Source organism: Asaia sp. Ae19-3, assembly GCF_059801175.1.
In genome coordinates, this window is the sequence record NZ_JBCHWF010000002.1 from 21,615 (window position 1) to 46,060 (window position 24,446).

The following is a 24,446-nucleotide window of genomic DNA, read 5'->3' on the forward strand; positions in this document are numbered from 1 at the left end:
ATCTTCCTTGGCAGGTATCCCAGAGCGCCAGCTTACCTGACTCTAGGCACTGTCTCGCAGAGGTACTTATTCTGTGCCCCACGGGGAGATTACCGGGATAGGCAGGCCGAAAAAATGCCGAAGGTTCCTCGTGACAAGTGTGGCGTCATATCGCACGGCTATGGCCGCGATCGTTGTGTCTCGAAAGTCGACAGGTCTCCCGACGGCCTCACGCTCTGCGGCTATAGCCGCAGCAACATCAGCAGCACGGTCGTCGAGCTCAAGACCCGCACCGCCCAGATCCTCTACGAGCATCGCGGAAAAAGCGTCGATCAGGGCAGTCCGTCTCCGGCCGGCTTCCATACGAGCAAGACCAAAGCGAACCTCGAACACATTGACTGACGTTGTTCGCAGAGCTGCACTACCTTGCTGATCGAGCCATCCAGTCACGACGGGATCCGGCTGCGCCTTCATCAAGGCGGACAAGATATTGGTGTCGAGTACGAGCATCAGTCGAAAGCTGCCGGTGTAGCAGCCGTCCCTCTCAGCTCCTCGATTCCCTCTCCCTCCCGGAATCCAACCTGAGCGAAACGGGCGGCCATGCGTGCGCCCCGTCTTGCCCCTGGGTGAATGCCAGCCTCTTCCGACGCGACCCTGCTCAGGATTTCACGCACCTCGGCCTCCAGACCTCGACCGTGTCGGGCGGCTCTTTGCCGGATCGCAGCATGAACGCTGTCGTCCAGATTGCGGATAACGAACTGTGCCATGAGAACTCCTGATATCACGATATCACAGCCCTTATATCGTAATGGCCCCGCGCCTCACAAGCACAGTTTCAGCTTCACGACGCCCGTTGGAAGAGCAAAGACCGTCCCCGATCCGAGTGCCTACGCGGGTGTCGCAGCGTTCCCCTGTGAGAGCGGCGCGCAGCGCAAACTGAAAGTTTGCATTTGTATATGGAGAAGAAAAAATACTGTAGCTCTTCTGTAGTCGTTCTGATGTCGTCCGTAGCCTTCGCGTAAGCGAACCGTAGCCGATTGAAGTCGTCGGAGAGGCATGCTAGAACGCAAGGCAGAGGTGCGGAGAGACGTGATGACGGCGGCGAGTATCGGAATTGAGGGAGCACTCAGCGCGCTTCAGCAAGGCGCTGGCGAGATGTCTCTTCGTGTATGGATGGAGCTGAACCGCGAGGCTCTCATTGCAGCATGGCATGGCCGCCGAATGGACTGGCAGGCGCTATGTTCGTGGTTTGGAAAAGTCGGGCTGACGAACGCTAAAGGCCGCCCCCCCTCGGTTCAGTGTGCTAAGATCATCTGGTATCGCACCGGCAAGTTTCTGAAAGAACAGGGAGAGCGAGAAGCAGCCCGGAATGAAGCCGCCGAGGCCGTAGCAGAGGCACGGCGGGAAGCAGCACGTCTGAAGCGTATTCAAGACGAAGCCAGTTTGAAGGAAGCTGCCTCTGCCCGGGCAGAGGCCGAGCGCGAATTTGCGATCCGCCAGATTGCTGAGCGGGGCTTTCCACCAACCCCGGCTGAGCCGTCCAGCACCCCTGTATCCGCAGCAGTTCCGACAATGCCAGTGCCGGTCATCTCCGAGACTACGGGTCAGGACGATGCGCCGGACGTCCTCATCGGGCAGATCAAGCGGCCGGTGAAGATGCTGGAAGCCGCACCCCGCTATGGAGAGGATCGGTTCAAACCCTTGCCGCCTTCTTATGTCGGGCCGCGCCCTGCCGGGATGCCGGAGAATCTGCCGCTGGAGGCTTTGACGCCGCTTGATGCGACAGGGCTGACGCCCGATGGACGCACGGATTTCGAACAGATCCCGGGATTGCCGCGCATGTCCTTCTTTGAATGGCAATCGGACTGGGCACGCGCCTGTGTGCCCATGATCGAGGCCATCCCGTTAAAGGAGAGATCGTTCACCCTCAAAGCAATGCTGCCGCTGGTAAAGGGCTATGCTCGGAATTTTTAGTATCTTGCCGTAAAGAGCGTCAGCACTCACATCAGGATCTGCCAAGCTTCTCCTACGATCAGAAGATCGTTTCACAAGGAGAAAAGCCACATGTCATCGACTGAGCCCCGCAAGAAGAAAACTCCCGTCGCTCTCGTGAAGACAGGGCGCGGCAATCTCGGAGGATCGACGTTTCTCTCGGCGATAGGCGAGATCGCCATCTATAAGAACACCCCACCTCTTCTTGCTGACGGTGATGCACGCAATCCGGGCATCTCCATCTCCAAGGCGCTTTATGACAAATATGGCGTGCCTCGGCCTGCCTCGGAAGAAGCGGCCACGCTTCGTGAATGGTTCGCTGATATCTTTGGCAAGGCTGCTGCCTCGAAGCAGTCTCTTGTGGTCGATGTCGGTGGCGGCGACCGCACGCTTGAGACCTGGGCGAAGGACGAGAACATAATCAAGCTCGCCGAGGGCTTGGGCATCTCTGTCACCGGCGCCTTCATGATTGGGCCGCAGCAAGGTGATACCGCCTATCTGGAGCGCCTCTGGGCGAGTGCGCTTTTTCGTCCAAGCCGCGCCGTGTTCGTGTTCAACGAATGGACCGTCCCCACTGGGCACGATCCCGACCGCATCTATGGTGAAGTCCTAAGTAGATTAAACGGGCTCAAATTCGACGGCTGTGAGACGGCTATTTTACGCGTTCCCAAGCTGAGCTGCCTTCCTCTCGTCATGGAGAGCGGTCTCACCTTTCACGATGCCGCCGCAGGGAAACCTCGCCCGGATGGGACGCCTCTCGATCCGTTTCGTCGTGCGATGATCCAGCACTGGATCGACACGATCAAGGCCCGGATCAGCGAGGCTGGCATCGAGGACTGGCTCCCATGACCAGCCCTGATCCGAACGCATCGCAACTCATTGAGGGCCTGCGTCGTGCAGGCCTCGAACTCGAAGAGACTGCGCGGCTGGAAGGAATAGATCGCTACAGCCCGTTCGGTCGCATGATCGGGGCAATGCGGGCGTCGCTCGACGCCTATGCCGCTGTCTCACAGATTTCTGTCAATCAGGTCGAGCGCAATACCACGCTCGCCCATGATTCCGCTCAAGCGATCACCGACCTGGTGGCGGATGCTCAGAAGATCATCGACGCCGTGACCGTGCGCGCCGAGTTGCGCCTTAAGGAAGACGAGCAAAAGCACCGAGACCTCTACAACGCTACCGTTGCGGCAATGGTGAGCAGGATAGAGTCCGAGGTAGCACCGGCGGTACTCGACAAGATCAAGGAGCGCGCGCCGTTCGTCGAGAGGGGCTTCTACCAATACGGGCGCAACCGGTTCATCGCACGCCTTGTGCTGATCGGGGCCGGTGTGTTTGTGGTCGCCTTTCTCTCGGGGATAGGTTTTTACTGGCGCTCGATAGAGGTTGGCAACCAATGCCGCGACAGGAACAACATCTCTTACGCTGATACCGGCAAAGCCTGGTGCAGGTTGCCGGAATATGACCGTCTGCCAGCCGCTCCTGCGAACGGACCATGACCGAGCCGGATCATGATCCCATTCTGCTGCGAGCGTTGTCCCTGCTTTCCAGCCCGAAGGGCCGTAGGCGTCCCGTAAGGGACGCCGGAGCATATCCACAGGGCACGCGCTCGACCGTCAAGAGTCGAGAGCGCGTGCCCTGTGGATATGTGGCAAGTGGGGGCAACGCGGCCCCGCGAGGCGACGAACGCCCCGCTGCGTGAGTTGTGTCCAAATTTGCGCGGTAATTAACACCGATCCCGCGCATCGCGCTCCCGGTCTGTCGCCTCGATCCCTGAGGCGCTGAAATAAGCAGGGCGGCGGGCCAGCTCGTCAGCCTCTTCCATATCGGCCAGTAAGGGCACCTGCTTTTCGAGACGGGCGCGCAACCTCCTACGCCGCGTGTCCGCCTTGCGCTCCGGGCTCCAGCGTGTGACCGGCGGATGGTAGGCGCTCCATCCATGAGACCAGCCACAGCCGGGCTTTACGCTCGGCGCGTGCTCGGCGACGATTTCGCGTTCATACGCACGGTCGAGGACTGTGCAGGCCCATAGGGTCCGCCCGTCCGGTAAGGTTTCACTGCCTTCAGATGGTTGCGTGTTGGGATTACCCCAAAAGATGCATACGATCGAACGTCGATCATTTAACGTGGGCATGAATCATAATCCGTGCGTCTGCCCGCGTCTTGCGCGGGCCTAAAAAAACCGCAACGGCGCGTCAGCGGCGTTGTCCGCCTCCCCGCCCTATCGAGGCCAAGGCCCCAAACGAAAACCGGACCCTTTCGGGTCCGGCGGGAAGGGTTAGAAGCCGCAATCACTGACTGATAGTTCTTCGGCGCGTTCCGCCACGCTGCGGCGGCTTGGAGCAACCCAAGGTGTCCAGTCGCTCCCGACAAGTTCCTTATAGGCAGCGCAAACGCCAATCGCCTGCTGATAGAGAGCGAAAGCACGCACCGATGTTTCGGCGGCGATGCGGCGAAGGTTCTCTCTGCGGTTGGGGCCGCCATCAACGCCCTGACGGTCCTCGTCTCGATACTGATTATAGAAAGGATCTGCGGCATTCTGAGCGGCAATGACATTCTTTTCAGCAAACTTCGCTGCACCATAGGCGGAGGCGATAAAGCCCTCAACAACGCGATTCAAGTGCATTACCAAAGCATTATTGTTTTCGCCGTGATGGTTCGAAAAAATCATTATCGGCGCAAAGGTGTTGTATTGATCTTCAATCATCGTTTTACCCTGACCCACGAGTTCATCGAAATCGAACGTTGGAGCAGATTCAAAGTCGCGCCACATCGCAGTTACCTGACCCTCGCTCGGCATCATACGCGCGATCAGTTCAAGGCTCGGCTTGTAGTTGCGGCTCACGCGCTCTTCTGCCTCTTTGAAGCGGCGAACCTGCGTGGGGGAATACTTGCCAGCGTATGCGTTACGGGCGATATTGCGGTTTGCGTCTGACATGAAAATCAATCTTTCATTCTGGCGAAGTCCCGGAGTGGTGTTAGAGCACCTTCCGGGGCGCTTTTTGTGTGGGGCGCTATTGCCTGTCCACAAGTAAAGTTATATCGGCCTTTCATAAGAAATAGAATAGACAATACCGCATGTCTATTTGCTCAGCCATGTACTGACCGCATAGTAAAAAAGCGTGTAAATGCAAATTCATGAGTCTTGTTATTTATGTTCCTTTTATGAATACTTAATCTGTTCATTAGCAAGCAGAAGTACACAGCACAATACGCTCACCGCGTGGGTGCGGCGTGTGACGCCGCAGCCGTAGGCCGCGCAACGCGCGCCCATGCCGTTCATCCGTAGCCACGAAACGCGCCCCAATCGGGGTGTGCTTGTCCGCACTCACATCGCAAACTCGTAACCTATGACCTGCGTGGCAACACGCAGGTTCTGTCACCCGATGGGGCCGTCACGCTACTGGGGCATATCACCTTGATCGTTTCCGCTGTCAGACGACTATCGTCATTTCACAACGCCACACGTTTTTATATTGCCACAGCCAGGGCGGTAACAGCGCTAGCCGCCTGCACTTGCAGCGCTGCCTATGCTGACGAGGGAGCCCATCCAAACACAGCTTACGCCCCTCCCCCGGCACAGCTTATGTCCACGCTCCCTTCACAGCCCAGCGCCGCATCTCGACTGACGCCGACCACCTTGGTACATTTCGAAGTCAGTTTTCCTAAACTTGCGTCGGAAACGCCCCTCGAAACCCTTTCCGGTTCCTCGGCTCTCGCTTTCGAGCATGCGATTCATGCGGGCACATCACGTCTGGTGACCGACCCGGGCTCTGGGCATGCCGCTCCTGTCGTCACTGAGGATCTCGTTCTGACCTATGCGGGGCAGTCGAGCGACCGGATCAGCCTGCATCTCGCTTACGAGCAATTGACGGCCAAAGAAACTGCCGGTCAGGCCACACCCCGGACGGTGCCGCTTACGACACAAACCCGGTTCGATACGGATGTGACGTTGCCGATATGTCATGCTGATCGCCATTGCAACGATACGATCGTCACATTGGGTGACAGCGGCGCCCGCCTCCGGCTGGGCGCTGCGCCATATGATGCGCCGATGCCGCGAATTCATAGCGACGCTGCGACAGGGCACGATGCCGGGTAATCCTATCAGGCCCCGGAAGGAGTCACATTCATGAATCTTGCAGATCGGGAACATGACCGCGAAGAAGCGAAAAAGCGGTGGCGTTCTGCCATGGGCATACGGCAACCGTCGCGCTTGAGGAAGACGCTCATGACCGCCTCTGTCGTCGTGATCGTCGTTGGCATCCTGACGGCGATCGGCCCCAATCATCTACTCGACGATCTGAGTTGGTATCTCGCTTCTTTTGAGTAGGGCGACCACCTATTACTCTGTGGTTCTCCCCGTTTCTGTCCACAGAAACTGGGGATAACTCCGCCCGTAGACCTCGCTTCAGCACAGCAGGTTTCCTGCGTGTGCTTCAATGCCTGGGGGTTGGTATGGGGGGAATTCCCTCGTCGATACCTTTACGTGCGCGGCGTATTGTGACGGTTCCGACGGGGCGCCACTCACCTGTCGCGTCGTCGAAGCTGGCCTGACCGGCGATCTCGATCTGCTGCAGACTGGATGCTACATCCTCGATCGACAATCCGAGAAATCCGGATACTGCTGTCACCGAGCAGGATTTGCGCCGAGTCTTCCGTGCGAGGTGGACGAGTGCACCATGAACGGTATCGCGCAATGGGGCCGCAACAACGGGTCTCATCTCCGGGCCCCAGGGCACCTTTGTATAAGCGCCATGACCGATTGCCGCGATTTCTCCGGCCGCCACGAGATCTTCAAGTGTCGCCACCAATGCGCCGGCCGTATCTGGCTCCAGCGATAGCCTTAACGCCATGACTGTCATAGGCTGCGAATCAAGCAGTTTCAGCAGGCGAAGCCGCAATGTGCGGCGTGCCCCGCGCTTTTCCTCAGGCGATTTGTCGTAAAAAGGGATCGTAGGTGGCGGTGAAGGCGTACGTGGCGGCATGAGGGCTCCAGATTTTGGCAACGCTCATGACGATATATGATCGCGATGTGAGTGCGGGCCGTCCCCTCGATCAAAAGCCACCTTTGTACGATTGTCCCCACTAATGTATCAGAGGTCGGCAAGAGCGGGTTCTATTCTTTTGACCGCGCCGATAGCATTACTTGGCGTTTCGCGGTGGGCCATACAGTACCATGCCTGATCCCCACGGCGGCCGACAAAGCCGAACATGGCGCCATCCCCGCATTGCGCGCAGTCATGTGCCCATTTCGATGCACGGGATGCTCCCTCTCTCGGATCTCCGGGTTGGCCGTCACTCATGACCTCAACCCGCTCTGGGTGAACACCGAGACGGGCTCGGCAGCGGTATCGCCGCCGTTCGGCACGACACGCCTCCTCGGCCATCCCAGATGCCGCGAGGTCTGCGGAATATCGTCGATGAAAACGTTCGCAGCCGCGGGCCGACCGCCGCGATAGCGGCACCAAGAGATACTGACACGTCGGCGGCCTCGGGTCAGCGCCACATAGGCAAGCCGCCTCTCTTCGGCCGGATCTGCTGTCGCATTGGTCGACGGAAAGAGCGTGTCCTCCCAACCTGGCAAAAACACGTGAGCAAACTCGAGCCCCTTGGAGCCATGGATCGTCATGAGTTTCACCCTGCCGATTGGATCTGTGTCATCGCGCACACTGCCAAGGGCTGCATGGTCGAACAAGGCTTCAAGGGTCGGGAACGTCTCCGCAAGAGCACAGAGCTCGTGCAGGTTTTCGAGCGCTGTCTTTCCTTCGTCGCCTTCCTGGCGATGCATCTCGAGATAGCCGGTTCTCTCGAGGAGCATACGGAGCCTCTCTGCAACCGGCATCCCGACCTTCCCGGCGATCTCGCGGATCGTGGTAGTGAAAGACGCGAGCGCATCATGAGCCTTGGTTTTGCCACCTGCAGCAATCTTCTCAGCCGTCTCAAAGAGAGAAAGATAGGATTGCTCGGAGGTCTGCTCCAGACGCGCCATGAACACCGCGCCTATGCCCCGTCTGGGGCGGTTGGCCATTCTACGGAACGCCTCATCGGATTGCCGGTCGTCGAGACTGCTGCAAAGCCTGAGGAGCGCCAGAGCATCCTTCACAGGGACGCGCTGCCAGAACGCCGTATCGTTAACGAGCTCATATGGAATATGTGCGTGCAGCAGCGCTTCCTCGAGCTGCCGGGACTGGAAATTGAAACGGTAGAGGATCGCCATATCATCGAAAGAGACGCCTTCCAGCCCTCGTCGCGCAATCTCGTCGACAACACCCTTGGCCTCTTCGGCGCCACCAGGCCAGCTTAGGATGTCGATCGGCGCTCCATCTCCGGCTGCCGTATAGAGTGTCTTTTGCAGACGATCAGGATCCGCCGCGATCACGGCATTGGCGGCTGCGAGGATATGGCCCGTGGAGCGAAAATTCTCCTCGAGCGCGATCATGCGTCCGTGCGGAAATTCCGAAAGGAAGGAGCGTATGATGGATACACTCGCCCCTCGCCAGCCGAAAATCGATTGCGCGTCGTCGCCCACGCAGAACAACTCGCCATGGTCGCGCGAAAGTGCCTGTAGCCAGAGATACTGAAGCCGATTGACGTCCTGGAATTCGTCCGTAAGCACCGCATCGAACCGACCGGCCCAGTCGCGACGGTATGACTCGTCTCGCAGCATGGTGACGGTAGGCCACAGGAGCAGATCCGCGAAGTCTGCCTTGTTGGCTTCTCTCAGGTGAGACTGGTAGGGACGGTAAAGCGCAGCAGCCTCACGCCAGGCATTCAGATCGTCTCCCTCATGCAACTGCCCTGAAGCAATGAGCCCCTCAGTCGAGCGTACGGCATCGTTGGGAAGAATAAGCCTCTCCTTGAGCAGGGCAATACGTGTCGAAACGGAGCGGATCCGCTGTTTCATCGTCACATCGTCTGGTGCTTCAAAGCCGGCCGCACAGGCTTCCTCCAGCAAACGACGGACGATTATACGGCTGTCCTCGGCGTCGCAGATATCGAACCCCTCGCGCAGACCGGCGATATCAGGATCGTTCCGCATCTGGCGACGACCATGCCCATGGAAGGTGCCGACCCATCGGGGTGCATGGTCACTTCCAAGTACAGCTTCGATACGCGACCTCATCTCCCCTGCGGCCTTGTTGGTGAATGTCACGGCCAGAATGCGATGCGCAGGAATGCCGCGTCTGCAGATCCGATCAGCAATCCCCGCAACCAGTGTCCTGGTCTTGCCTGTCCCGGCACCGGCCAGCACCACAACGGTCCCGGGTTGACGGGCGGCGTCGCGCTGGACGTGCGTAAGGCCGGACATGATCGATGAGTGATCCGGTAACGGAGCGGTCTGGTACATATCTGTTTCCCTGCCGCGCCACGCTGCAAACAGGCGCGGCTGGCGTTTTAGTCTCGTAAGGCAGGCCCAAAGCCTTTCGTAGCCAACGATGACAGCTGTCATCGTTGGTTTTTGATCAGTCCTGAGGCAGGGGCAGGTCTGGCATGGCCTCCCCTAGGGCAGCATTCCAGCTCCACCAATTGCCGACACCGTAGACGTCCCGATAATGGGCCTCCTTGACGTCGCGACGCGCCCTGTATTCTTCGGTATCGAGGCCGTAGACTTCCATGGGTGTTCCGCGGGGATCTCTCGTATCGAGCAGCTCGAAATCGGGATGGACAAGCTGTGTCGTTCTGTCGAAGCGTAAAGGCTTGCGGAAAATACGGTGCTGTTCCTGCAGGTGGATCAACAAAGCCAGCTCATGGCTGCTTGCGACAGGCACACAGGACGGCCCAACCTCCATCAGAGCTACGCGTTCGATCCACCCTGTCGTAGCACGGCCATCAGGCGTTGGCCTGAGTTGCGCCGTCACAAGGCCGATCACCTGTGCCTTGCCCCGCTCGGTTCTGGCTTGCTGCAGAATGCGCCATGCCCATGGGAATTGCGTTTCCAGCCCCTCTGCCATCTGGGGCGGTCCCATGAGATGAAGGTTGAAGGCACGGGCGCCATCAAAACGCAGGCGGATACGCGGGCCATGAGCGCGTTGCTGGGGCTTTGCCGGGTCTGCAGCGCGCCCCGCCTCGATGTCGATTGCATCGACGATCCCGCAAAGCAGGACACGACGTTCCCCCTGGGCATGGTCGCGGACCTGTTCGAACGCAGGCTGGCCTGCTTCATCATTATACCCGATCATAGCAAGGCTCCGATCGAGCGTGGCGCCCCCTGAGACGATTGTCGCGGCACTGCGCTCGATCGCCTGGCGAATAGTCCCCCAGGACCAGCGTCGCCGTCTCTCTTCCGGTCGCCAGTTCGTCAGCCCGGATTGCTCCCAAAGGAGATGGAGAAGACCGAGCAGACTCATCTGGCGTTGACGATCTCCCGGCCGGGCACCGCGCGGGATTTGACGTTGAGCGCGCCCCTCAGCCTCGCCGGCCACGCCACGGATGAGCAGGCCACCTTCCAGTGCAATCCGGAGGTTGCCGTCCGGCAATGGGGTGATGACACCCTGCTCGTATCCGGACCGTCCATCCCGGCGAATATCCGGTTCGTGGAAGGGGCAGTTCGCGCGATGAAGGGTCCCGCTCTCGGGCATGCGTGCGAGGTGATAGCGCCGTACCCTGTTCCCGTTTTCCCGCACTTCGCGTGAGCGAACGACAAGCTGCAGGGGCGCTCCGTTCGCCCAGCAATCGCAATGCGGCCGGTGGGCATGATCGCCATGCGCCTGCGACAGGAGAGCCTGCCATTGGGACGCCTTGGCTGGATCGTGGTCCCAGTCGAGACTGGCACGTCGAGGACGACCGTCACGCAATGCGTGGGGGAACGTGATCCATGTGTTCATCGGATCGTCTCCATCGTCAGTCTTTCCGCCAAGGGACGGCATATAGATATTGGAGACACCACGGGCCGTGGCAGGTCGCGGTGTCCGTTCTCGAGCATTTCAAGCCAGCGGGACGACCGTGCGCCGAGCCTGCCGCCGCTCTCCAGCAAACGCCTCAGCTCAGTTCGGTGATAGCCAAGATGTTCGGCGAGACGGCGCTCGGACCAGCCGATGATCATAAGCGCACGACCGACCGCGTAGGCATCCATGGGAGCGCGATTACCTGCGGCGGGAACGTCGCGCGAAAGCGGGGTTGCATAGCGCCGGTGAAGTGCGTGCAAGGCGTCCAGCCATTCCATGAAAGACTGAGGTGGCTCACCGATGCCATTTCTCCATCTCGCGATCCGGTCCCGCGATATCTGGCTTCGTCGGCTTGCCTGGCAGACCGACCAGCCAATGCCGTTCAGTCTCACGTCGATGAGGGATGCTGCCTGACCCACTGGGCCCTCCTCCCCTTTCTAGCCGCGCCGCACCAGACCGTCAGGTTCGACATCATGGATCAGCTCGATCCATGTGTCCCCGCCGGGCACAACCGAGATGATGTCACCTGTCGAAACGAAAACCTCGACGGGCAGCTCGAGATTCCAGCCTCCATGACCGTCGGTGAAGCCTTTGGTGACGAGGCCATATCGTTCGTTGTCACCCTCATGAATGCAGACGAATACTTCAGGGAAATCCTGCGATGAGGACACGCCGCCAGGGGAAGTCGTTCGTGCCACGATATCGGGCAGGGCCGACCAATCAGCGGTTGCAACTGCTACGAGGTTCAGGAGAGGCACGACCGCGCTGCGTGCAGATACTGCATCCCGCCCAGGAACAGTTCCGATCTGACGGACGGCGTGTTGCATAGGATCGATCGAGCGGAACGCGCCCGTATACAGATCTTCTCCGGTATAAATATCGAAGCACTGCGTAAGATCCCATCCACCTGGGACGGGATCGGCGCACACGACGATCCCCGACACAACCTCGCCGGAAATCGGACAGGACAGCTCAACAAGAGTCCATGGGTGGGTACCGCCCAGCTCTGGGCACCGGCGACGGTATTTATTGCACAAGGCATGTTTCAGGAATGCCTGCCGCAGCGCGACAGTCAAATCGTAGCCAGGGAAGAGCACGTCAAGATCGGTATCGGAATGATCGTGGGTCATGGTCGAGTTCTCACTCTGCAGGGATTTTGAAGGAGGCGCCCTGTCGAAGGGCCAGAATTTCGGTTGTGCCGACCCAGCCATTCACGGTGATGAACTCACCAGCGTCGCTGTGGTCGGTTGAAAAAAGGGTGAACCGCCCGTCCAGATCGAAGCCCAGTTCGGGCATAATAGGATCGAGATCACCTCTTACGGCGAGCCCGGTCGCGCTGTTGGCCATGCCATCACACTCGATGAAGAGGAGAGGTATGCTGGTACCCAGACCGGGGGCCGCTTGCAGCATCTGTGCAGCACGCCCGCTCACCAGGAACGCACGATAGCAGGTCTCAGCTTGCGCGATCTGCGTGAGTACGTCTGCGGAAGTCTCGCAACCCTCAGGCTGTGATCTATCGCCGTTACCAGAGGTTCGATGCCGCCCGCTCATGCTGCCACCGCAGCGGATGCACCGTTTTCTGTCTTGCTGACCTGCAGCGCCTGGTTGAAATCATTGGCGCCGCCCGGGGGATAGAGCCGCATGCTATCCACCCCATTCTCATCAGCGAGATCGTAAAGCATGTCTGCGTATCTATGGCCTGGGACATCACGATCTGTCGCCACGACCAGCAGCGCATTTGGATTATGGCGCATAACATCGAGAAGATCCTGCAAAGCAGTGATGGTTTCCGGTCCCATGCCGCCACCAGTCGCTACGTAAAGCGTATCGTTTCCACGCTCGACATCCATGGCGGCAAAGGAGAGCGCATCGATCGGCGCTTCAGTCACGACCAGACGACGCACAGGCGTGTTCGGCCTGAGCTGGAAGCGGAAGAGCGTCTTGACGCTATCCTTCAGCTGCAGGCGCGTCTCAGGCCCACGCCGCTCGACGCCCGTGATCGCCCCCTGAGCGTTGCGGTAGCTGAACCAGGCTGCTTTAAAACCGTCACGGATCGATCCGTTAGCCGAAGCCTTTCGCAGCAGCCACTCCGGCAGGCAGCGTGTTTCTGTCAGATACTGCCAAGCCGTGGTTCCCTTACGCAGCGGCCTGGCCTTGGCCCAGCGCTCGGCGGGAGGCGGATAATCGGATGAGGCCTTCTGTGCGTTCACCCACGGGGTCGAAGCGGGCGCGACACCGACCATCTTGCCCAGGTCGTTGCAAACATCCCGCCACCGGAGAGTGGGATCGAAATGCTTGACGAGATCGAAGACGTTCCCCTTGGCCTGGGAACCAGTATCCCACCAGCCTTTGCCCTGATGGGACACGATGTATGTCTCGCCCTTACCACGACGGTATTTCAGCGAATTGCGCGTACTCTCTTTCTTGTCGAGGGCGAAACCATAACGCTCCAACAGAAGCGCACAGGACACGCCGGAAGTAATGGTGTCGCGATCAGCCTCAGATAGTTTGAAACGTTCCATGGCCATTACTCCCTATCGAATACATGAGGCCGATCCATTGTGAGATCAGCCATTTCCTACAAACAGATACTATCATAGTGTCTGAGAGATACAACAAGAAAGCGCAATATTACACAATAAACATGCAATATCGCGCCGGTCGGATACTTTGGGATACTTCGCAGAACCGTTTTCGTTCAATAAAGAAAAGCAACAGCCTTTCGTTCGACCTGTGCCGGAGGCAAAGGGTCGAAAGGATAGCGCAGCGACGCCTTTCGTGCCGACACTTTCAGGACCGCTGTGGACGGAGATGGGGTCAAGATGGGTTCTCAGGGGACCCGTCTGCACGAAGCGACCAACGGGAGCGGAGGAAGATGGGGTGGAAGCTGTCTTGACGCTATCGAGGCCTATGGCATGGCGTATTGTGATTGGCTTGGTCTCGGCATCGCCCTGATGGACGCGTCAACGGGATACGCCGAATGGCCAAGACCCGCAGGGGCTTGGGGCGGAGCCCGTGTCACGTGGCCCCGAAGGGGAGACGCCCGACTATGCGAGTTTGGGTGGGACAGGATGATAGAGAGCGAGACCGGTCAGATGCCTGCCCAGTCTCGCGTCCGGATTTCTATCTGTCGCCGATCCTCGGCGCTGAGCTGAGCACCACTGAGATGCGTAACCGCAAGAGCTGGCCTTCCCCAAAGCATTGCCTCCTGAACCAGACGATAGGGTCGGGTAGGATGACTGGATCGAAGGAGCACCTTGCCTGGCTGATGGCCCGGTATTTTCTTCAGCGTATCGTGGCCGATAACAAGGAAGCGCTCAGGCGGGTCGGCCGTAACCATTTTCTGCATCGCCTGGAGCGAATGGGCTTGCATCCGTCGTCGGAGGGAGAGCGGGATCGTCCGCCAGGAGGCGACTGAGACGGCGCGGAAGAAATTGATATTACCGCCCGCCATGGAGGTCATGAGCTCCGCGGGCCATATTTCGCGAAGTGCCTTGGCGAGGCGCCAGTTTTCGTAGGCGTAGGCGAGCTGATCCCGAGGCTTGTCCGGGCGCTTTAAGACCTCGGGCATGGTCTTGTCAGCTTCTGTGCATCCCGGTTGATAACCGAGGATGAACAATGACGCGGCTGGAACCGGAGGTCCGTACAGGATCTCGTACCCGTAATCCTGCCCGTGCATCAGCGGGGCCAACTCTGCATAGAGTTTATCAGTCGCTGCATAAGCTGCGCGGTAGACATCGTCATTCATAACGGGCGCCTCTGCGACGGGGCTGATATAGCCCCCGTTCGAGCGGCGCATCATGGCCTCAACCCGGGGCCATGAGAAGAGAGCGACCAGCACCTTGCGTATCCTGCACGCTGTGCTGTCCGTATTCCAGTTCGAGACAATACCAGCGCCTGAACCATTCCGGACTGGGATGGATCACGAGGAGAGCGTCGAGGGCCTGTTTCGCCTCTTCCTTGGTTGCGAAAGGACCGGCGAGCATGTCGCCGCTGATATTATCAGCGACATGGAAGACGCCTGACCCATCAGGAGCAGATTCCAGATAGGGCTCGACGGGAGGTGGTGGTGCCGACGGATCGGCGATATCGGCGAAGTCGCCTGGAAAAACGGAGGCAATGGGCGCTTCCAACAGGCCGAGCACCTCATTGACACGGGCATTGGTGGAATCACCACGATCCGCCCAGAGATCCCAGTCGATGCGCAGGAGGATCTCGTTACCCAACCGTTCGCGCAGATCGCCGATCGTGTCGTCATGAGCAATGGACACGGCCACAAGGTCAGGCGCATTCGGCGCGGTGAAGAGTTCGATCGGCAGAGCGCTTTGATACCCGGAGCATAGGAGCTTGAGCCTGACGGCTGTGAGGCAGGAAGAGGGCATGCGTTTTCTCCTGTCGCGGTCGCGCTGCTGCGCGGCCGACACGCGAGGTCGTGATGGAAATGGGGGGAAGTTTTGTGGCAGCATCGGGAGATGGCTATTTCCCGACGCAGATCGCGCAAAGCTGACAGCGGGGTGGGACAGCAGATGTCCCTCTTCCCGGTCGAGGCGCTATTACGCCGTATCAGACCGGACAGGAATGAGTGGCGGTATTATCGACTGAGCATCCACCGCGATCTGTTCGGCGGCGCGACATTGCTGCGGCAATGGGGCCGTATCGGCACGGCAGGCAGCACGCGCGTCGATCTCTATCAGGATGAGGGAGAGGCCGCGAATGCGCTGACGCGCATGATCCGGTACCGAAAGAAGCGTGGATACGCGCTTATCGGCAGCTGATCAGAAGCGCCGGGAGAAGCCGCGCAGCATCGGGTCGATGAGGGCGCGTCGCTCTGCACCGGTCGATCGTGAGCGTGGGGTGTAAGGGCTGATTTCCGGCTGAGGAAGCATGGGATCAGCATTGTGACTCTGCAGGGACAGGCTCGGGAACGGGTCAACACCAATCCGTTGTTCGAGCGCCGCGAAGCTCAGCGTCTCGCAGACAGGCGCGTCGTCATTGCGGCACAGCCACGCGCCGCCCCGCTCGTGAACGGGATCATAGACCGCCTTCCAGATCGCAACGGGGACCGGAATACGGTCCCAGCCGATCGTCGGCCCATTTGCCTGAAGCACGGGACCGGTCACGACGTAGAGCTCGCCGACCCTGTGCGCCCAGTCGGCGACTGCCATCTCGATCCCGGTCCAGACCCCTTCGTTCAGGGCCGGTGTTTCGGGCACGACATTGGCGAGAGAGAAGGTCTCCTCCTGGGAGAGCTGATCAGGCGCTGAACCGCTTGGGGTGAGATGGCCGCGATCGAGGCCAGAGCCGCGGTAATCCGCAAGTTCTGCACGCCGGCCATAAGGCAACCCTGCTTCCGGATGGAAGAATTTCGTGACGCGTCCAAGGCTCTCCGCACTATCGAGCGCCTCGTCTGTGAGGTGCTCGGCCGACCACAGAGGAACGCGCGCGTCCAGTGACTGCATCGCAATATAGACCCTGCGACAGACGATCGCTGTATTTGGCTGGACTGACTGAGCAAGCAATGCCGGCGGCGTGTGGCCAACAGAAAGATCATCGCAGGGCTGGGTCTGGGCATGAGCCCTGGTCAGGGGCAGGGCCAAGGTCGCGAAGACTGTGCAAGCATGGAGAAAATCGCGCAACATATTGAAATCCCTTTACTTTATTCCCGGAGCGGCGCTTATCTTTCCTCATGCAAGGAGAACCCATGACTCAGGCAAGTGCAAGACTTCTTCGGTTTCCGGCCGAACGTTGCGTTGCGCCCACCTTCGATCATCTGCTGGCGCAACTCCCCGCAGATAACAGCATGGCCGATGAGTGCCTGCGCTACGGCCTGTCGGCACCGGATCTGAATGCCTTGGGTGAGCAGGGCATCGCTATCGGCATGAAGATGCGCCGCCAGATCGTCTTGCCCGCCAATGCAGGCGAGGCGGCGAGTAAACGCGAAATCTGGTTTGCTCCCGCTCGCGTCACCATGCAGGGAAGCATCACGCGTATGCATGATCTGAGATGGCGTGCTGAGCAGACCGGAGATCCGCAGGATCACCGGGCCGCATTCAGCGCCTGCTATCGTGCCTGGCAGACATGCAAACGATTGATCGCGGCCTGGGAGACGCTTTGCCTGGATGAAGAGGATGTGCGTCCGAGCGCATCAATCCTCACCTTCCAGAAGAAGGCGTCGGGCTGAACGCTGGGCACAAGTGGCTTCACGGCGCCAGCTGGCGCTACGTGATGCGAGAAGGGCGTCCTCTTCAGAGGCGTCCCTGAGGAAGGCAGCTTCCGCCAGGGTTCGACGGGGATTTCCGAAATACGCGCAATGTGCTGCGGCTTGCATGTCGGCGGATGGGGCATAACCTTTGGCGGTATGAAGAGCGGTCCGCATGGCGAGATCCTTTCACCGTATGGCACGGCATTTCAGAGTGAAGTCTTATTCCCGATTGCGGCGGCGAGAGCCGCCTGGGCGCGCAAGCGCCACTGGGCGAACCACTCGACGAGGTCGGCGCCCTCTACGGGATGATCCTCTCTGAAGGCCTCGGCTTCGTAGCCGAGCGCCTCCTCGATGACCGAAATCAGGCAGTGGGGGGTTGCATCCGCCATTGTCGGATCAGCGACGCGCAAGAAGCGTGGTGTGGTGAACAGGCCTGGTATCATCTCCGGCCAAGAGGCTCGGGCCGCATGTGACGGTCAGGACCAGCATCACGAAAGCCGTGACATAGAGGAACATGGCGGCGAGTTCGCGCGTGTTGGCGATCAGGGCCTGATTGGTTTCTTTCGTCATGACGGGTTCCTTTTCGGGATGGATCGGAACACCTGGCGAGCCACATCTCATGGACCGCCTGGGTGGTCAGGACGGAGCTGACTGTCTGTCTTTTCTCCTCTTGACCCGATCCGCAGCTCATGGCGCGTGCAGCCCGGAAAGGGCGATGCGCCGGCACGGCGCGTCGGGAGCGGAGCGACAACCCCTTGTAGGGCTGTGCGCGCCATGAGAGCGGTCCCTCTCCTCTTCTTTCGTTTTCTTCAGCACCTCCCCAGCGGTCCACTGGCCTTTCGGGGCGGACGGCATTGGGGAGGATCAATCGGGGCCGACGCCACTGATCGTGACGGTTTGCCCAAGCGATACCGCTGCGAGAGCGGAGAAAATGGCGGGTACGGCGGGTGTCTCTGGCGAGGCTTCGTCATGGTGCTTCTTCATGACGCAGTCATGCGCCTGAGCGGCAGCCTCGCGATCGACATCGAACACCTGATGGGTGCGGTGCTTGATCTGATACGCCCAGTCTGTGAGGCTGAGCGAGGCGACTGTCTCACCCGTCGCGAGATCGAGCACGATCGCGCCGCCGCTAAACGCATCGATGCAGGGCTTGCTACAAATTTCGGCCCAAGTCAGGCTCCAGCGAACCGGCAAGGTGAGCTTCTGCGCGCAACAGGCGGACACGAATTTCAGGACGTCATCGACCGACCCGCTTTCGTCATGGTGAATCCACAGATGCTGCAATTCATTATCAGGAGGCTCGTTTGCTTCAGCTTCGAAGCCGAGGAAGTCCGCTGCAAAGGGTGCGTCCGGACCCTGCGTCCGCAGGTCTTCAAGCAACACGAGGGCGGCCGCGACAGCACTAGCGTTACGGAGCGGCAAGAGCGTGGAAAAATTTCTGTAGTAGTCGGTCACCATAATCAGTCCTCGTCAAATAATTGTAGGGTTTCATCGAACGGGCCATCCGCATCGAGCAGGACGTAATCGCAGTCCAGCTCGCGGGCCCGAGCAAGGATTGCGACGAGCGCTGGGATCTCGTTCCAATGCGCAGGATCCGGGTCGGTCGATACGTAGATCAGCCATCCCCTTTCACCCGTCATCGAGCTGCTTGATGCATAGGGCGGTTGTTCGGTCAGCAATCCAGTCAGCTGTTCGCGGTCGCGCGGCGAGAGATGCCCCGTGCTGAGATCGAGGAACTTACGAACGCTCATGCGTCATGCTCCTTCAGCCAGAGGCGCAAGCGTCGGGCTGCGTCATGGCTTTCGGGGTGCCGTGTGTCCAAAATTGCGCGCGCAAGGATACCATCCAGATCCCGGCGCATGTCGCGATCCGTCCGAAGGAAATCCGAGGCACCGCAGGTCAGGATCAGGTCTTCGCTGCCGGATGCGCGGACCTCGGCAAGGATATCCGTATCCTCGACCGCATCGGGGTCGAGGGAAGCTGTCGTTCCATCAGGCAGGATGACGGTACGAACGCCGCCATTGGTATCGTCAGAAACACCCGACAGCACGATGCGTGCTGCCGTTTCTGCATTACAGGCCTCTATCGAGAGGGTCGCCTCATCCATCATGATGAGGCGTTCGACGATTTTTACATCGAAGCGAGGCATGGCCCTTACTCCATCCCGCTATGCGGGATGCAGTAACCAGCGCTCACAAGCTCGGCCGCCACGGCGAAGGGGTGGTGACGGTCCTTGTATCGCCTGGTCATGATTGACGTGTCGGTTCTGTCGAACAGGGAGCAGTGCGAGTTTGTATAAAGCTGAACACGGGCATTGATCATCCGCAGCCAGCCATAATAGCCGAGATGCCCGTGAGCATGAGGCGTGAACTCGTCGGGCTCGGCATCTGTCCAGACAGGAGCGCGATCGCTGAGCTGGAATGGAGCCGTTTCTGCCCCCCACATACGCACGGGGGGCGTCCCGTCCTCGATCGTTGCATCGAGCGTGATTGTGAACAGGAACGCCTCCTCGCGCAGCCCGCCGTCTCGAGCGCATTTGGCGTACCAGCGCGGCTTGCGCGCGCCTGGAACGATCTCGGCGCAAACGAGAAAGGACAGTTCGCGCGAACGCTGTCGTATCAGCTGGCCGAAATTGTTCATCGCACTCGCAAGGGAGGCCGCGTTCGTGGCGTCTGCCTCATGGGAGAGGTCTGCAAAAATCCCCGGTGTGGGCTCGATCGCATACTCATTGGCTTTCTCGATGCGTGCGGCGGGGGACGCGACCAACTGGAAACGGGTCATTGTGAGTCTCCTGAAGACAAAAAAGCCGCCTTGCGGCGGCTTGAGGGAATGGAAAGGATCAGGCTTCGGCGCGGTAGGTGAAGACATATTCGGCACCGCCGAACGACTTGCTCCATGGCGTGTCTTCCTGCCTGGCGCAGTCGCTGTGATGGTCAAATGTGCCGGTCTTGAAGCGGCCGGTGATCTCAGACACCTGCTCTTCGGACGGACCGTCGCTCCAGCGAACGTAAATGCTGCCGTGATCCGACTTGCGAACGCTGAATTTCGTTGTCTTGAACGCAGCCTTGAGCAGTTTGCGGATGTTTTTCGCGGCGAGTGTGCCGTCGCGAGCGTCACCCTGTTCCAGATCGGCGTAAGCCGGGTCGGCTTTCAGGGCTTCAACCGCACGTGCGAACGCCGCCTCTTTCTCGCGCTTTTCTGCTTCCCTTGCCGCAGTATAGGCATCTGCAGCTTCCTCGAGGGCGGCAAGCTTCGAGGCGTCAGCAAAACCTGTTTCTCTCGGAAAGATTTTCCATTGTACGCCACGCAAAATGCATTCAGGGAGTTTCCTGGAGCGCCCCCCGGATTCGAAGACGATATCAAACTCGGCCTGACCGCCAGTCGCGAACATGTTGAGGACTCGCCTGACCGTCTCCGGCTTCTGCTCGCCATGAATGGCTGTGATGTAGCCAATTCCCCGCCCGTAGAGGCCTGTTGAAACCATCGTGCCCACTTCGAGAGTATGTGCTGTATCTGACATCCTGCGTCTCCTTTATTTTGTGCTGGATGCCCTCCCGCTGACGCGAACGACTGGCCGGGGCCAGGGCGGCGCTTGCGCCGTTCACGGAGCCACGCGCAGCTTGCGAGCATGGCGACGCCCTGGCGGCGGACTGGCGTTTGTGTCAGCCCCTCTCTCCTCATTGTCTCGCGGGTTGCGCCGTGATGAGGGAGGGTGGGTGTGAAGAGGGCAAAGAAAAGGGCGATGCCTCTGCGCGGAGACATCGCCCTTGAAAATCGTATCCGGATTGACCATCATCGGAGGTGATCGAGGGGTACCTCGGGAAAAGATAGCTCCTCGATCGGTGCGGAAATACTACTCGAAAAGGCTCTTCAGAGCGGCTGTAACCGCCTGAAGGGCTTTCTTCGTTTTACGAAGAGATTTCGAGAGCCATTTCCTGTCCACCACAATCAAAACGATCACGGGGGACTCTCCTCTGACAATGGGCGCGACACCGCGGCCCCGCGGCATCTGACCCGGCTACGAGATATGGGGCCGCGACGGTGCAGAGGTATGCCCTCTGGATCGTTTCGCCCATGCCCGGCTCGTCAGGCGGCCCAAATGTTCGGTCGCGTCAAAATGGGATCTCCCACTCCTCGAGCGGCGGTACTGTTTTAGGGGCCGTAAGATCGCGCCATGCATCGATACCGTGCTCGCTGACATAGTCATGAGCGCTGTCGTCTTCCGGATGGGGAACGCGCAATCCGACATAAAAAGGGTTGGGGTACCAGACATCACGGTTGCTGAGCACCCATGCACAGTCGGTGCGCGCCCGTCCTGCCTCAAGGGCGTATTCGCGATCGGCGAGAGATTCGAAGCTCATCCTGCATCTCCTTATATTTCTGCTGGATGTACTCCCGCTGACGCGAACGACTGGCCGGGGCCGGGGCGGCGCTCACGCCGTTCACGGAGCCACGCGCAGCTTGCGAGCATGGCGACGCCCTGGCGGCGGACTGGCGTTTGTGTCAGCCCCCTTTCTTCTTCCGGCTCGCTCTTTTGGGCTTGGGAGACGTGGGTTGAAGCACGGGGACGCTGATACCTTTGGGTGTAACCTCGAGCCAGACAAATGGATCTGGCGCGGTGACGTCACACGCAGCCTGAATCAAGGATGCGTCAAGGAACTCGCATCCGTCATCTCCACCGAATGCTGATCTCTTCACGAACCACCAATTGTCAGTGTCCGCCTTCGGATCACATTCAACGGCGTAGATTGCGGCGTTTTCCCCTGTTTCGAGGTCCTTTGGATGGTTGGGAGCATTCGACATGAGATAAATACCGTGACTACCGACCAGCCAGAGCCCTGCTGGAATTTTGCTCCCATCGATATCCTCGGGCCTGGCGTACGCACGAGTGGGTGCTCCAGCTTTGAGAAACTGAGGATCAAAGAGCTGCTCGCCATTAGGCAAACGTGATGTTGCGCTACGGCTATGCTCGAGAAGCCGAAGTGTCTGTTCGCGGTTGAAGTGCAGTTTCATGGTATTTCCTCAGGAAGGATAGCGGTCACTGAAGACGCGTGTTGCAGGCGATCCTGTTCGGACCAGCTGCCATGCGGGGTTGGTGCGGCTGGCTCTCAGTGGCAGCGGCTTGTCGTGACGACCGTCCCAGCTCAGACCTTCGCAGGGACCGAGGAGCTTTGCGGCCTGGGCTACGCGATCGCGGCCGGGGCAGACGCGCTCATTGCCGCCCGTGCTGCGCTGGCAGGGATTTCCGGGCGTGGCGTTGCAGTCGGGACAGGCGAAGCGATAGGCCGGATCACCGTCATCCCATTCGTGATGGCAACGGCGGCACGTGACGCTTTCGGACGTGCAGGACCAGCGAACCGGTGTGCGGAAAGTCGGATTTTTTCTGGAAAACAGATCGTAGGTCATCGACAATCTCCTCTTGATTGCCTCCCGCGCGACGGGGCGTCGGTTTTCGGGTCAAGGGCGACGCGCTAGCGTCGGGCGCAGCCTTCCCTTGATGCGAAAAGCGACGTCCCGTAGCCCTCTCTGCTTTATTGGCGGGGCACGCGTGTTGGGTGCCCCTGCCCTTCGGGTTCAGGCGAACGGGATCTCGTCGTCCAGATCTGAACCGGAATTGCCGGTCTCTTGCGGCTGACGCGGCGGCGCGTTACGGGAGGGACGATCATCAAGGCCAAAGCGGCTCTCGTCGCTGTAGCTCTGCGCGTTATCGAGCAGGGTGAGCTCGCCACGGAAGCGATCGAGAACGATCTCTGTGGTGTAGCGCTCCTGGCCGGACTGATCAGTCCATTTGCGCGTCTGAAGCTGGCCTTCGAGATAGACCTTGCGGCCCTTGCGCAGGAAGCGTTCGGCGACATCAGCAAGGCGTTCGTTGAAGATCACCACGCGATGCCACTCGGTGCGCTCCTTGCGCTCGCCCGAATTACGGTCGTTCCAGCTTTCGCCCGTGGCAACCGTCAGATTGACGATCTTCGCGCCAGACTGGGCGTTGCGGACTTCCGGGTCGCGACCGAGATTGCCTACGAGAATGACCTTGTTGACGCTGCCTGACATGAGGGGATCTCCATTCGTTGCATGAAGAGAGCGATGTCCCGGCCACATGGCGCTCAGGCTGCCGGGCTTGATGGCCACAGGCACCCGATCGGGTATCCATTCTTCTCTCTTGATGCCTCCCGGGAACCGGGACGGCGCAGCCGGGGCAATCGCGGCGCTCTTGCGCCGGGATCGGCATCGACCCGCAGCCACGCGCAGCTTGCGAGCATGGCGAGGACGCGATGCCGACCCACCGATTGCGCCGGCTGCGCCGTTCTGGTTTCCCCCTTCTCCTCTCTCTCCTGTGTGCGGCGTCCTATGCATTCATTCGAGACGGCGCGACGCAACGCTTAGGTCGGCACCATGATCTCGCGCCAACGCTTACCTGCATGCCACTCTGCGACGCCTTGCAACGCCCAGTTCGACCCTTCGGGGTGGTATTGGCAAGACAATGCGAGGCCCGGAAATTCGTTGCTGATACGATCACCCAGAAGATAGGTGGGGCCGTCATCAAGGCCGAGCTGGTCAAAGTGCAGTTCCCACAGACCGCCAGCCGCAACGGCTGGCGCCTCCTCGACCATGAATTGCGCGCGCAGGCGCTCGATATCGGCGGCGCTACCGATTGCCGTGAAAATATTGTGGCTGCGATTGCCCATCACGCCGCCTCCTGCGCAATTTTGGACACAAGTGCGGTGATATCCCAGCTTTCGGGCAAGTGAAGCACGAACCAGTGGTGATATTGTTCGGTCAAAGGATCTGCTGCGTTGATCCTGTCTGCTGCCTCCTGTGCCTCGGCCTCGGTCGGATAGATGTCCTCGTCGATCTCCTGATCGAGAGATCCATCCACAACGATCCAATGGCCTGCCTGCGCACCATAGGTCGCAGGATCATCTGCAAGTTGCCATGGCAGGGCATTGCATTTCGATTCCAAGGCAAGAGGGTCTGCCACTGCGGCAGGCGAGCCGGGATAGCAAGTGGTGATTGTGGCCTCGAGCGCGCGTGTCCACTCACAGTGCAAACCGGGGTCGGCGCATCGTTCACGTTCGCTCGTCACAAGGTTGATGACGGCTTCATTCAGATCGGTCCGTGCGCGATCTGTCATCGTCCACGGATAGATTGGCACAGCGACCACGATCTGCTCGACAGAATGCACCTCGAGTTCGGGCTGGCATTGCGACGGCATGCCGCGACAAATCGGAATGAGCAAAACAGTCTCGGACCATGAGAAGTCGGGACGCATGAGGAAATTCCTTGAAACCGGCCGAGAACCCTTTCTTCGGCTTTCTCTTCGCGGCCGCCGCAGACGCCGGGCCGGGTCAAGGGCCTTGCGCCCTTGATGCGGCCGGGCGGCTGTGGCC

The 24,446-nt window shown here is 59.7% G+C and carries 34 protein-coding genes; 7 read left to right on the forward strand and 27 right to left on the reverse strand.

Going from position 1 to position 24,446, the window contains the following annotated elements; all coding sequences use genetic code 11:
• Positions 1-66: 66 nt before the first annotated feature.
• Both AAID99_RS14370 and AAID99_RS14375 read right to left on the reverse strand, forming a co-directional pair.
• Positions 67-489 (reverse strand): PIN domain-containing protein, encoded by a 423-nt coding sequence (locus AAID99_RS14370; protein WP_498494345.1) that lies wholly within the window; start codon positions 487-489, stop codon positions 67-69.
• Positions 489-746, reverse strand: a complete 258-nt coding sequence (locus AAID99_RS14375) for a FitA-like ribbon-helix-helix domain-containing protein (protein WP_498494346.1) — start codon at positions 744-746, stop codon at positions 489-491. Before AAID99_RS14375 ends, AAID99_RS14370 begins: the two co-directional genes overlap by 1 nt.
• Positions 747-1,071: 325 nt before the next feature.
• Here AAID99_RS14375 and AAID99_RS14380 point away from each other — a divergent pair, with 325 nt between their 5' ends.
• The 3 genes from AAID99_RS14380 to AAID99_RS14390 all read left to right on the forward strand — a co-directional run bounded on the left by AAID99_RS14380 (position 1,072) and on the right by AAID99_RS14390 (position 3,467).
• The gene (locus AAID99_RS14380) at positions 1,072-1,953 is read left to right on the forward strand and encodes a hypothetical protein (RefSeq protein WP_498494348.1); all 882 of its coding nucleotides are present in this window, start codon (positions 1,072-1,074) and stop codon (positions 1,951-1,953) included.
• 90 nt (positions 1,954-2,043) lie between these two features.
• Positions 2,044-2,820 carry a hypothetical protein gene (locus tag AAID99_RS14385; protein ID WP_498494349.1) on the forward strand — a complete coding sequence of 259 codons (777 nt, stop codon included), beginning with the start codon at positions 2,044-2,046 and terminating at the stop codon, positions 2,818-2,820.
• Complete coding sequence (locus AAID99_RS14390; protein WP_498494351.1) at positions 2,817-3,467, forward strand: hypothetical protein; 651 nt, start codon at positions 2,817-2,819, stop codon at positions 3,465-3,467. Before AAID99_RS14385 ends, AAID99_RS14390 begins: the two co-directional genes overlap by 4 nt.
• A gap of 227 nt (positions 3,468-3,694) precedes the next feature.
• Here AAID99_RS14390 and AAID99_RS14395 read toward each other — a convergent pair whose 3' ends face one another.
• Together AAID99_RS14395 and AAID99_RS14400 are read right to left on the reverse strand one after the other, a co-directional pair.
• Positions 3,695-4,102, reverse strand: a complete 408-nt coding sequence (locus AAID99_RS14395; protein WP_498494352.1) for a hypothetical protein — start codon at positions 4,100-4,102, stop codon at positions 3,695-3,697.
• A gap of 144 nt (positions 4,103-4,246) precedes the next feature.
• Positions 4,247-4,906 (reverse strand): hypothetical protein, encoded by a 660-nt coding sequence (locus AAID99_RS14400; protein ID WP_498494353.1) that lies wholly within the window; start codon positions 4,904-4,906, stop codon positions 4,247-4,249.
• A gap of 648 nt (positions 4,907-5,554) precedes the next feature.
• On the opposite strand from AAID99_RS14400, the gene AAID99_RS14405 reads away from it, so the two are divergent.
• Complete coding sequence (locus AAID99_RS14405; protein WP_498494355.1) at positions 5,555-6,070, forward strand: hypothetical protein; 516 nt, start codon at positions 5,555-5,557, stop codon at positions 6,068-6,070.
• Between the two features lie 30 nt (positions 6,071-6,100).
• Positions 6,101-6,301 carry a hypothetical protein gene (locus AAID99_RS14410; protein ID WP_498494357.1) on the forward strand — a complete coding sequence of 67 codons (201 nt, stop codon included), beginning with the start codon at positions 6,101-6,103 and terminating at the stop codon, positions 6,299-6,301.
• A 106-nt stretch (positions 6,302-6,407) separates the two neighbouring features.
• On the opposite strand, the gene AAID99_RS14415 is transcribed toward AAID99_RS14410, so the two are convergent.
• The 9 genes from AAID99_RS14415 to AAID99_RS14455 form a co-directional block, all read right to left on the reverse strand.
• Positions 6,408-6,956, reverse strand: a complete 549-nt coding sequence (locus AAID99_RS14415) for a hypothetical protein (protein ID WP_498494359.1) — start codon at positions 6,954-6,956, stop codon at positions 6,408-6,410.
• 314 nt (positions 6,957-7,270) lie between these two features.
• Positions 7,271-9,280 carry an ATP-dependent helicase gene (locus AAID99_RS14420; protein WP_498494361.1) on the reverse strand — a complete coding sequence of 670 codons (2,010 nt, stop codon included), beginning with the start codon at positions 9,278-9,280 and terminating at the stop codon, positions 7,271-7,273.
• 154 nt (positions 9,281-9,434) lie between these two features.
• Positions 9,435-10,796, reverse strand: coding sequence for a DUF1173 family protein (locus AAID99_RS14425; RefSeq protein WP_498494363.1), 1,362 nt, complete (start codon positions 10,794-10,796; stop codon positions 9,435-9,437).
• Positions 10,793-11,275, reverse strand: a complete 483-nt coding sequence (locus AAID99_RS14430) for a transcriptional regulator (protein WP_498494365.1) — start codon at positions 11,273-11,275, stop codon at positions 10,793-10,795. The genes AAID99_RS14425 and AAID99_RS14430 overlap by 4 nt, the downstream gene beginning before the upstream one ends.
• A gap of 18 nt (positions 11,276-11,293) precedes the next feature.
• On the reverse strand, positions 11,294-11,986 hold the full coding sequence (locus AAID99_RS14435) for a hypothetical protein (protein WP_498494367.1): 693 nt from the start codon (positions 11,984-11,986) through the stop codon (positions 11,294-11,296).
• A 10-nt stretch (positions 11,987-11,996) separates the two neighbouring features.
• A complete protein-coding gene (locus tag AAID99_RS14440; RefSeq protein WP_498494369.1) occupies positions 11,997-12,266 on the reverse strand; it encodes a hypothetical protein in 270 nt (89 codons plus the stop codon).
• A 137-nt stretch (positions 12,267-12,403) separates the two neighbouring features.
• A complete protein-coding gene (locus AAID99_RS14445) occupies positions 12,404-13,378 on the reverse strand; it encodes a DUF3991 domain-containing protein (protein ID WP_498494371.1) in 975 nt (324 codons plus the stop codon).
• Positions 13,379-13,947: 569 nt separating this feature from the next.
• On the reverse strand, positions 13,948-14,697 hold the full coding sequence (locus AAID99_RS14450; protein ID WP_498494373.1) for a hypothetical protein: 750 nt from the start codon (positions 14,695-14,697) through the stop codon (positions 13,948-13,950).
• The gene (locus tag AAID99_RS14455) at positions 14,663-15,238 is read right to left on the reverse strand and encodes a hypothetical protein (protein ID WP_498494375.1); all 576 of its coding nucleotides are present in this window, start codon (positions 15,236-15,238) and stop codon (positions 14,663-14,665) included. Before AAID99_RS14455 ends, AAID99_RS14450 begins: the two co-directional genes overlap by 35 nt.
• A 144-nt stretch (positions 15,239-15,382) precedes the next feature.
• On the opposite strand from AAID99_RS14455, the gene AAID99_RS14460 reads away from it, so the two are divergent.
• Complete coding sequence (locus tag AAID99_RS14460) at positions 15,383-15,631, forward strand: WGR domain-containing protein (protein WP_035439351.1); 249 nt, start codon at positions 15,383-15,385, stop codon at positions 15,629-15,631.
• Here the strand turns inward: AAID99_RS14460 and AAID99_RS14465 are convergent, their stop codons facing one another.
• Positions 15,632-16,495, reverse strand: a complete 864-nt coding sequence (locus AAID99_RS14465) for a DNA/RNA non-specific endonuclease (protein ID WP_498494378.1) — start codon at positions 16,493-16,495, stop codon at positions 15,632-15,634. It lies immediately after the preceding gene.
• Positions 16,496-16,557: 62 nt separating this feature from the next.
• Here AAID99_RS14465 and AAID99_RS14470 point away from each other — a divergent pair, with 62 nt between their 5' ends.
• Positions 16,558-17,037: a hypothetical protein gene (locus AAID99_RS14470; protein WP_498494380.1), complete on the forward strand. Its 480-nt coding sequence runs from the start codon at positions 16,558-16,560 to the stop codon at positions 17,035-17,037.
• Between the two features lie 227 nt (positions 17,038-17,264).
• Here the strand turns inward: AAID99_RS14470 and AAID99_RS14475 are convergent, their stop codons facing one another.
• The 13 genes from AAID99_RS14475 to AAID99_RS14535 all read right to left on the reverse strand — a co-directional run bounded on the left by AAID99_RS14475 (position 17,265) and on the right by AAID99_RS14535 (position 24,328).
• Positions 17,265-17,501 carry a hypothetical protein gene (locus AAID99_RS14475; protein WP_498494382.1) on the reverse strand — a complete coding sequence of 79 codons (237 nt, stop codon included), beginning with the start codon at positions 17,499-17,501 and terminating at the stop codon, positions 17,265-17,267.
• Positions 17,455-17,628, reverse strand: coding sequence for a hypothetical protein (locus tag AAID99_RS14480; RefSeq protein ID WP_498494384.1), 174 nt, complete (start codon positions 17,626-17,628; stop codon positions 17,455-17,457). The genes AAID99_RS14475 and AAID99_RS14480 overlap by 47 nt, the downstream gene beginning before the upstream one ends.
• A 294-nt stretch (positions 17,629-17,922) precedes the next feature.
• Positions 17,923-18,516 (reverse strand): hypothetical protein, encoded by a 594-nt coding sequence (locus AAID99_RS14485; RefSeq protein ID WP_498494386.1) that lies wholly within the window; start codon positions 18,514-18,516, stop codon positions 17,923-17,925.
• 2 nt (positions 18,517-18,518) lie between these two features.
• Positions 18,519-18,809, reverse strand: a complete 291-nt coding sequence (locus AAID99_RS14490; protein ID WP_498494387.1) for a DUF5983 family protein — start codon at positions 18,807-18,809, stop codon at positions 18,519-18,521.
• Complete coding sequence (locus AAID99_RS14495; RefSeq protein ID WP_498494388.1) at positions 18,806-19,207, reverse strand: hypothetical protein; 402 nt, start codon at positions 19,205-19,207, stop codon at positions 18,806-18,808. The genes AAID99_RS14490 and AAID99_RS14495 overlap by 4 nt, the downstream gene beginning before the upstream one ends.
• Before the next feature lie 5 nt (positions 19,208-19,212).
• Positions 19,213-19,839 carry a hypothetical protein gene (locus tag AAID99_RS14500; RefSeq protein ID WP_498494389.1) on the reverse strand — a complete coding sequence of 209 codons (627 nt, stop codon included), beginning with the start codon at positions 19,837-19,839 and terminating at the stop codon, positions 19,213-19,215.
• Positions 19,840-19,897: 58 nt separating this feature from the next.
• A complete protein-coding gene (locus tag AAID99_RS14505) occupies positions 19,898-20,578 on the reverse strand; it encodes an LPD29 domain-containing protein (RefSeq protein WP_498494390.1) in 681 nt (226 codons plus the stop codon).
• Between the two features lie 592 nt (positions 20,579-21,170).
• A complete protein-coding gene (locus AAID99_RS14510; RefSeq protein ID WP_498494391.1) occupies positions 21,171-21,419 on the reverse strand; it encodes a hypothetical protein in 249 nt (82 codons plus the stop codon).
• 142 nt (positions 21,420-21,561) lie between these two features.
• Positions 21,562-22,071 carry a DUF3085 domain-containing protein gene (locus tag AAID99_RS14515; RefSeq protein WP_498494392.1) on the reverse strand — a complete coding sequence of 170 codons (510 nt, stop codon included), beginning with the start codon at positions 22,069-22,071 and terminating at the stop codon, positions 21,562-21,564.
• Between the two features lie 9 nt (positions 22,072-22,080).
• Positions 22,081-22,464, reverse strand: a complete 384-nt coding sequence (locus AAID99_RS14520) for a hypothetical protein (protein WP_498494394.1) — start codon at positions 22,462-22,464, stop codon at positions 22,081-22,083.
• A 168-nt stretch (positions 22,465-22,632) separates the two neighbouring features.
• Positions 22,633-23,109, reverse strand: a complete 477-nt coding sequence (gene ssb / locus AAID99_RS14525) for a single-stranded DNA-binding protein (protein WP_498494395.1) — start codon at positions 23,107-23,109, stop codon at positions 22,633-22,635.
• Positions 23,110-23,438: 329 nt separating this feature from the next.
• On the reverse strand, positions 23,439-23,747 hold the full coding sequence (locus tag AAID99_RS14530; protein ID WP_498494397.1) for a hypothetical protein: 309 nt from the start codon (positions 23,745-23,747) through the stop codon (positions 23,439-23,441).
• A complete protein-coding gene (locus AAID99_RS14535) occupies positions 23,744-24,328 on the reverse strand; it encodes a hypothetical protein (RefSeq protein WP_498494399.1) in 585 nt (194 codons plus the stop codon). Before AAID99_RS14535 ends, AAID99_RS14530 begins: the two co-directional genes overlap by 4 nt.
• Between the last annotated feature and the right edge of the window lie 118 nt (positions 24,329-24,446).

Excerpts from the sequence above, each read along its gene's own strand:
- AAID99_RS14370 (WP_498494345.1), bottom strand. The coding sequence starts at position 489 with ATGCTCGTACTCGACACCAATATCTTGTCCGCCTTGATGAAGGCGCAG.
- AAID99_RS14375 (WP_498494346.1), bottom strand. The coding sequence starts at position 746 with ATGGCACAGTTCGTTATCCGCAATCTGGACGACAGCGTTCATGCTGCG.
- AAID99_RS14380 (WP_498494348.1), top strand. The coding sequence starts at position 1,072 with ATGACGGCGGCGAGTATCGGAATTGAGGGAGCACTCAGCGCGCTTCAG.
- AAID99_RS14385 (WP_498494349.1), top strand. The coding sequence starts at position 2,044 with ATGTCATCGACTGAGCCCCGCAAGAAGAAAACTCCCGTCGCTCTCGTG.
- AAID99_RS14390 (WP_498494351.1), top strand. The coding sequence starts at position 2,817 with ATGACCAGCCCTGATCCGAACGCATCGCAACTCATTGAGGGCCTGCGT.
- AAID99_RS14395 (WP_498494352.1), bottom strand. The coding sequence starts at position 4,102 with ATGCCCACGTTAAATGATCGACGTTCGATCGTATGCATCTTTTGGGGT.
- AAID99_RS14400 (WP_498494353.1), bottom strand. The coding sequence starts at position 4,906 with ATGTCAGACGCAAACCGCAATATCGCCCGTAACGCATACGCTGGCAAG.
- AAID99_RS14405 (WP_498494355.1), top strand. The coding sequence starts at position 5,555 with ATGTCCACGCTCCCTTCACAGCCCAGCGCCGCATCTCGACTGACGCCG.
- AAID99_RS14410 (WP_498494357.1), top strand. The coding sequence starts at position 6,101 with ATGAATCTTGCAGATCGGGAACATGACCGCGAAGAAGCGAAAAAGCGG.
- AAID99_RS14415 (WP_498494359.1), bottom strand. The coding sequence starts at position 6,956 with ATGCCGCCACGTACGCCTTCACCGCCACCTACGATCCCTTTTTACGAC.
- AAID99_RS14420 (WP_498494361.1), bottom strand. The coding sequence starts at position 9,280 with ATGTCCGGCCTTACGCACGTCCAGCGCGACGCCGCCCGTCAACCCGGG.
- AAID99_RS14425 (WP_498494363.1), bottom strand. The coding sequence starts at position 10,796 with ATGAACACATGGATCACGTTCCCCCACGCATTGCGTGACGGTCGTCCT.
- AAID99_RS14435 (WP_498494367.1), bottom strand. The coding sequence starts at position 11,986 with ATGACCCACGATCATTCCGATACCGATCTTGACGTGCTCTTCCCTGGC.
- AAID99_RS14440 (WP_498494369.1), bottom strand. The coding sequence starts at position 12,266 with ATGCTGCAAGCGGCCCCCGGTCTGGGTACCAGCATACCTCTCCTCTTC.
- AAID99_RS14445 (WP_498494371.1), bottom strand. The coding sequence starts at position 13,378 with ATGGAACGTTTCAAACTATCTGAGGCTGATCGCGACACCATTACTTCC.
- AAID99_RS14455 (WP_498494375.1), bottom strand. The coding sequence starts at position 15,238 with ATGCCCTCTTCCTGCCTCACAGCCGTCAGGCTCAAGCTCCTATGCTCC.
- AAID99_RS14460 (WP_035439351.1), top strand. The coding sequence starts at position 15,383 with ATGTCCCTCTTCCCGGTCGAGGCGCTATTACGCCGTATCAGACCGGAC.
- AAID99_RS14465 (WP_498494378.1), bottom strand. The coding sequence starts at position 16,495 with ATGTTGCGCGATTTTCTCCATGCTTGCACAGTCTTCGCGACCTTGGCC.
- AAID99_RS14470 (WP_498494380.1), top strand. The coding sequence starts at position 16,558 with ATGACTCAGGCAAGTGCAAGACTTCTTCGGTTTCCGGCCGAACGTTGC.
- AAID99_RS14475 (WP_498494382.1), bottom strand. The coding sequence starts at position 17,501 with ATGATACCAGGCCTGTTCACCACACCACGCTTCTTGCGCGTCGCTGAT.
- AAID99_RS14480 (WP_498494384.1), bottom strand. The coding sequence starts at position 17,628 with ATGACGAAAGAAACCAATCAGGCCCTGATCGCCAACACGCGCGAACTC.
- AAID99_RS14485 (WP_498494386.1), bottom strand. The coding sequence starts at position 18,516 with ATGGTGACCGACTACTACAGAAATTTTTCCACGCTCTTGCCGCTCCGT.
- AAID99_RS14490 (WP_498494387.1), bottom strand. The coding sequence starts at position 18,809 with ATGAGCGTTCGTAAGTTCCTCGATCTCAGCACGGGGCATCTCTCGCCG.
- AAID99_RS14495 (WP_498494388.1), bottom strand. The coding sequence starts at position 19,207 with ATGCCTCGCTTCGATGTAAAAATCGTCGAACGCCTCATCATGATGGAT.
- AAID99_RS14500 (WP_498494389.1), bottom strand. The coding sequence starts at position 19,839 with ATGACCCGTTTCCAGTTGGTCGCGTCCCCCGCCGCACGCATCGAGAAA.
- AAID99_RS14505 (WP_498494390.1), bottom strand. The coding sequence starts at position 20,578 with ATGTCAGATACAGCACATACTCTCGAAGTGGGCACGATGGTTTCAACA.
- AAID99_RS14510 (WP_498494391.1), bottom strand. The coding sequence starts at position 21,419 with ATGAGCTTCGAATCTCTCGCCGATCGCGAATACGCCCTTGAGGCAGGA.
- AAID99_RS14515 (WP_498494392.1), bottom strand. The coding sequence starts at position 22,071 with ATGAAACTGCACTTCAACCGCGAACAGACACTTCGGCTTCTCGAGCAT.
- AAID99_RS14520 (WP_498494394.1), bottom strand. The coding sequence starts at position 22,464 with ATGACCTACGATCTGTTTTCCAGAAAAAATCCGACTTTCCGCACACCG.
- ssb (WP_498494395.1), bottom strand. The coding sequence starts at position 23,109 with ATGTCAGGCAGCGTCAACAAGGTCATTCTCGTAGGCAATCTCGGTCGC.
- AAID99_RS14535 (WP_498494399.1), bottom strand. The coding sequence starts at position 24,328 with ATGCGTCCCGACTTCTCATGGTCCGAGACTGTTTTGCTCATTCCGATT.